This window comes from Lutibacter oceani, assembly GCF_003384935.1.
GTDB classification, from domain to species: domain Bacteria; phylum Bacteroidota; class Bacteroidia; order Flavobacteriales; family Flavobacteriaceae; genus Lutibacter; species Lutibacter oceani.
Genome location: NZ_QTTQ01000015.1, coordinates 1 through 6,105, shown reverse-complemented (window position 1 = coordinate 6,105; position 6,105 = coordinate 1). Strand labels below are relative to the sequence as shown.

The following is a 6,105-nucleotide window of genomic DNA, read 5'->3' as shown; positions in this document are numbered from 1 at the left end:
TCTAAAATAGAATGTTTCTTAATATTTATTTTACTAAATTTATCAAACAAAAATTGCAAAAAACAAATCACAACTTTAGTTATACAAAACCGTTGGCAGCAATACGATATGAAAAAGAACAATCTTTCTAACGAGTTAAAAAAAGAACTAAACTCTATTTGGAATATTTTGACAATGGCATTACAATGTTATGAATATTCTTCGTATTTATATTCACCAAGAACTGAAAGTGAACAGAATTTCGCCAATAAATCTTTTTTCGTTGATTTTACAAGACACATTTATTGGAGAAACTTAATTATCGAACTTGCTAAACTGACAACAGATTCAAATAATCAAAGTTTTAATATTTTTAAATTTTTACGAAAATTAAAGAAAAATCAATACTTCGGAGAACTTGGATTAGATGATAATAAAATTGAGAATTGGGAAATTCTACTTGATAAAAAAGAAAAAACTATAGTTGAAATAATAAATCTTCGAAATAAAATATATAGCCATACAGACAGAGACAAAGAACAATATTCCAACTCGGATTTAACATTTAATGAGATTAAAGAATTACTTGATTTATTAAAATCGATTATTAAAACAGTCTTTTCAGATTTATTAGATACACACGCTGAAATTCGACCATTACATTCAATAAATGATAAATTTAAAATATTATCGATTTTAGCAAAAGAAAAAGAGGAGAGAATAAATAAAATAGTTAATGGGTTTATCGAAAATTCAAATATAAAAAAGTAAAGCTGCCAACAACGTACAAACTTAATTGCTGGGTTTTAGCACACTTACGAAAATCCTCACGGATTTTCTAGGTCAGTAATTATTTACTAAATTTATAGCTTAAACACGCAACTAAAGCTTGTACAAACCCGTTACAACACATATGATTTACAAACTTCAGAACATAAAAAACAATGATTTAGATAGTCTAAAGAAAGATGTTGATTCTGGAGCAAAGTTCATATTATTCAATTACAGAATTGGATTAGGATTAATATCATTATTACGATTTTCACCTGCGATATTTATAAAACGAGAAGAGAATATTGAAAAATTCAAGAAAAAATATAATCGATTAAATTTCATATTTGGACCTTGGTTTATATTTAAAGGACCATTTTTAACATATGATGCATATAAAGTCAATAAAAATGGAGGAATTGATGTAACAAAAGATATTTTGACAAATTTAACTCAAGAACATCTCGAAAAAGGAGAAGTAAATATTCAGATTATTCACAACATATTTTCTAAAGTTAATAAATCCGATAAAAAGAACATTATTAAAGCAATACAGAAAACAGATTTGAATATTGTTCCGATTAAAAATGTCTTTGTAGCTTTATTTGTAAATGTTGAGGAGTATCAAGAACCTTATTTCGTTATTGGAATTGAATTATATAAACAGATTGATTTAGATAAAAAGCATATTAAAACAAATTTGAATAAGTACTTTTATAAACACGTAGAATTTGAAATATTCAACATTAATGAGAATAAAGATTATTCAGACAAATTAATTGAACAAGGAGAAAAGATAAACGAAATAAAAAACGTGTTGTAACAATGTATAAAATTTATGCTTACTTTTAAACTAAATATTAACGACAAACATTCTAACAAACCGATTTGCTACAACCGAAAAATCTCCGATTTCTCAGTCGCACAAATCTTATACTAGCCCGTTGGCAGTAATGTAAAAAATGACCGTGAAAAACGAATTATCCAAAACATACGAAAGAATAAAAAAAGATTATAAAATAGACCTTTATGATAAAGTTCTTGAATTAAGAAAATTTGAGATTGAAAATTTTTGGAAACGCACTTTGTTTTTTTGGGGAACAATTGCATTAGTTTATGCAGGTTACTTCAAAGCTGACTTAAAAGAATATCAATTAATAATTCCTTTAATTGGCTTACTATTTAATATAATTTTTTCATTAAGCACACGAGGAAGTAAATATTGGCAAGAACATTGGGAAACTATTGCAGTTCTGTATGAAAATGAATTAGGATTTGACCTATTCAAAAATAACACACAAAATCTTGTAAATAAAAACTCGAAATCTAAACTGACTAAACCCTACAGATTTTCAGTATCAAAACTGACAATGCTTTTAGGCGACCTTTCGGTATTATTATGGACTATTTTATGGATTAAGGAAATTATCAACCTATTTGAGACAAATAAATTAAAGTTTGACTTTTGCTCTGAAAATTCATCAATTAATTGGTTTACAGTTGGAGTAATTTCAATTCATTTAGTTCTAGTTGGATATTTTATTATTTTTCTAAAAAACGGAGATGTTTATCATAAATTTGAAAAAGAGGAAACTGAAAATGAAACAACTGAAAAGTAAACACTACTGCCAACAATGTATATAATTTATGCTCAAATCGGATTTAGTACAAACCGACAAACATTCAACAAAAATTTGTTCTGGCGGAAAAATCTCCGATTTTTCAGTCGCACAAATCATAATACAAAACCGTTGTATGCAATTATGAAAAAAAATTGAACTAAAATGAAAAATATCTTACAATTATCATATAAACCATTAATCGTAATTCGAGAATATAAACTAATTTTCTTTACTTGGTTTTTATTTACTGTATTAGCAGGTCAAATAGGTGTCTTTTCTAATTTTATTATTCGAGTTATAAATGGAGACTTAACATTTTCACAATCATTATTTCTAGATAGTGTTAATGGAAGTTTTTATACTTACTCGATAGCATTATTAGCTTCTGTACTTGGTCCTCTATTTGTAAATTTAATTGAGAATCACCCAACAAAATTTAAATCAATTAAGATAATTACAATCATTATTTCGATTTTCACTCTTTATTTCGCAGGAGTGTTTTATTCAAGTTCTTCAGTGAAAAGTAACTTTGAATCGTTAAAAGAATTGTCTTATGGTATTGATTGGTGGCAATTTTTCTTTTTAGTCATTTCTATATTTATTGCAATTTATTCATTTAGTGTAATCCGATTAGAAAACAACTACGATAAATACAAAATATTTGACGATAATTATTCTAATTTAGATGACGAGAAAGTTGATAGTTTAAATGATAAATCAGAAGATATTAAAACTGATTCTAAAGGTAACAAAATATGATAGTAGCTCCATATATAGAAATAAATCAACCAATTGGTAGCTTTTACTTTAGTAAAATGAGAGCTATTGATTTAGGTAAAATAGTAAATGTAACTCCTCGCTCTGCAAGTCCTAGTGCAATTCAAAGAGATGAATCTAGCAGGAGAATTAATGAAATATCAAACTATTGCTCTGATCCTGACGCTACTTTCCCAACTCCAATAATAATTAGTGTCTATGAAGATGCAAACATTCGTTTAGTAAATAATCAATTTGAAATCCCTTTAGAATCTAATAAAAAAATTGGAGAAGTTATTGATGGGCAACACCGATTAAAAGGTATTCTAAAATCTAGCTTTAGCGACAGGTTTGAATTACCAATTATTCTTATGTTTAATCTAACTGAAGAAGAAAAAGCTTATGTTTTTTCTATTATAAATAGCAAACAAACTAAAGTGAGTATGAGTCTAATTTATGACTTATTTGCTTTATCAAAACATAGAAGTCCGCAAAAAACTGCACACGAAATTGCAAGAGCATTAAACAAAAACCCAGAATCTCCTTTTTATAACAGATTAAAAATGTTAGGAAAAAAGGAGGAAGATCAAGAGTTTGCAACTCTTTCTCAAGGAACATTTGTTAAACACTTGGTTAATTTAATATCTAAAGACCCAGATTTAGATTATAGACTTTCAAAAAGAAATGAAGTATTATTAGAGAATAAAACATTACCATTAAGAGAGTATTTTTTAAACGGAGAGGATAAAGTAATATTAAAAATTCTCTTAAATGTTTTTAACGCATTAAAAGATACATTTCCTCAATATTGGGAATCTCCAATCGATAATATTCTTTGGAAAACAACAGGATATGTTGCTGTTATAAATTCATTTAATTCACTTTATGATTTAGGGGACAAGTACAATGATTTATCATATAACCATTTCAAAAAGTGCTTTTCACATTTTAATAATTATTTGAATCAAAATGATTTAGAGTTAACGAGTAAAGATTTTCCTTCCAACGCACAACAACAAAATAGATTGAGTAAAATGATTATAGAATCTGTACTAACTGCATACAACAACTCATAAAATTTATGCTATAATTCGAACTAATAGAAAATTTAAAATATTAAACAAACAATTTGCTACGGCTGAAAAATATCGTATTTTTAAACCGCACAAATCTTATAAAAGCCCGTTGTAAGTAATTCGATAAAAAAATAAATGAAAAAGATAATTTTAATCATTCTATTGATTTCGTTGATTTCCTGTAATGAGAAAAAAAGTTACGAGGAATATGATGAGAATGAATTTTATGAGGTACAAGGAATAATAACATCGGAGAAAAGAACTTCATATCCTTTCGATGAATATTATGTGAAAGATATTAAATTTGACTATTTCATTAACGGAGAAAAATTATTACACGGATATGAGAATAATCTCGATTTCATCAATTTGTCCAAAGGACTTCCGATAATTGTATTGGTTCATAAACAAAATGAGAAAATAAGTTTTTTTGGTAGAGCCGGAGTAATAGATAATTTAACCGAAACAGAAAGGAATTATTTTAAACCGATAATTGAGAAAGAAATTGAAAAAATGAACAGATTAAGAAAGTAGTAGAATGATTAACTACTTACAACAACTCATAAAATTTATGCTTAAATTTGAACTAGTACAAACGACAAACATTCAACTAACGATTTGCCTCGTCCGAAAAATCTCCGATTTTCCAGTCGCACAAATCTTATAAAAATCCGTTAGCTGTAATAAGAAAAATGATATTATCTGAAAAAATAAGGAAATCTAAAGAGAGAATTAAATACTCTCAAAAATCAAATGTAACTTCATTAATTTATGATTTAATAGAGCAGATAGAAAATAATAATGACATTTCTTTTTTACAAACTATTCCTGTTAATATTGTTTCAGCAAATGAAAGTTTTTTTAAAGAAACTTTTGCTAGCTTGATAGATTTCGATGAAAAATATTTATTAAATATTAAATCAATTTTAAAAAGAAATAATCAGAAAATTGAAATTGAAGATATTTTAAATTTATCCAAATCAAATTTTACATTAGGAGATTTAATTGCTTATTCATTAAAGTATTCGTCTATAGAAAATATATATAAGACTATTACTAATATCACTGAAATTGATTTTTTCAAAGATTCTAAAAAAACTGAAAAAATAATAATTGAAGATTTTGATTTAGATATCACATTTGATGAAAAAATAACTATCGATAAAGACAGAATATTTAGGAATTTGAAAGAAGTTTATGAAATTCGTAATATAATTTGTCACGATATATTATCTACCAAATTTAAATTAGAATTAGAAAAAGAAAAATTGAGAGAATACTTATTTGATACTTTTCTCTTTCACCAGATTATTAACGAAAAACTTCAGATTATATGGATGTCAAAGGAACCTAATTCTTGCGAAAATATTGAAGAGTACTATTCTAATCAGATTAAATTAAGAAAAAAAGTATTATCAAAATTATATGATAAAATTGAGAAAAATCTTATTTCTAAAGAACAGAAATCTAATTTAGAGAAAAGTAAACTTGATTTTGAAAAATTCATTAAAGAAGATTCTTTAAATATGGGTAATAGCTTCAATAAATACAACAAGAACGATATTATCTTTCCTGAATTGATTTTAGAGTATGAATTAAGATTAATTAACCAGAAAATTGATAATATCGAATCAGATATTGAAATGAGCTCATAATACTACAGCTAACAATGCATAACCAAAATTGTTGCATTTAGTAAAATAGAATGTTTCTTAATTCTAATTTTATTAATTTTACAAAACGAAAAATTGCAAAACCAAAACACAACTTTGGTTATTCTAAACCGTTAGGCACAAGCAAAATAAATGTACTTTCCTGAAATAGGTTGACTAAAAATTAGACAACTTATTACAAATAAAGATGAAAGAACAAAAACAACCCAGCCGAAAAAAAACCTATAA

General features: G+C 25.9%; 7 protein-coding genes. All 7 read left to right on the top strand.

Annotated elements, in window-relative coordinates:
• The coding region (locus BX611_RS15100) for an AbiU2 domain-containing protein (RefSeq protein WP_181897256.1) at window positions 1–750 on the top strand (750 nt) is incomplete at its 5' end.
• Window positions 751–892: 142 nt separating this feature from the next.
• On the top strand, window positions 893–1,573 hold the full coding sequence (locus BX611_RS14885) for a hypothetical protein (RefSeq protein WP_115882821.1): 681 nt from the start codon (window positions 893–895) through the stop codon (window positions 1,571–1,573).
• 145 nt (window positions 1,574–1,718) lie between these two features.
• On the top strand, window positions 1,719–2,369 hold the full coding sequence (locus tag BX611_RS14880) for a RipA family octameric membrane protein (RefSeq protein ID WP_147296435.1): 651 nt from the start codon (window positions 1,719–1,721) through the stop codon (window positions 2,367–2,369).
• Window positions 2,370–2,534: 165 nt separating this feature from the next.
• Window positions 2,535–3,131, top strand: a complete 597-nt coding sequence (locus BX611_RS14875; protein WP_115882817.1) for a hypothetical protein — start codon at window positions 2,535–2,537, stop codon at window positions 3,129–3,131.
• The gene (locus BX611_RS14870) at window positions 3,128–4,204 is read left to right on the top strand and encodes a DGQHR domain-containing protein (RefSeq protein WP_115882815.1); all 1,077 of its coding nucleotides are present in this window, start codon (window positions 3,128–3,130) and stop codon (window positions 4,202–4,204) included. Before BX611_RS14875 ends, BX611_RS14870 begins: the two co-directional genes overlap by 4 nt.
• A gap of 162 nt (window positions 4,205–4,366) precedes the next feature.
• Window positions 4,367–4,738 carry a hypothetical protein gene (locus BX611_RS14865; RefSeq protein WP_147296434.1) on the top strand — a complete coding sequence of 124 codons (372 nt, stop codon included), beginning with the start codon at window positions 4,367–4,369 and terminating at the stop codon, window positions 4,736–4,738.
• A gap of 158 nt (window positions 4,739–4,896) precedes the next feature.
• The gene (locus tag BX611_RS14860) at window positions 4,897–5,859 is read left to right on the top strand and encodes a hypothetical protein (protein ID WP_115882811.1); all 963 of its coding nucleotides are present in this window, start codon (window positions 4,897–4,899) and stop codon (window positions 5,857–5,859) included.
• The last annotated feature ends 246 nt before the right edge of the window (window positions 5,860–6,105 follow it).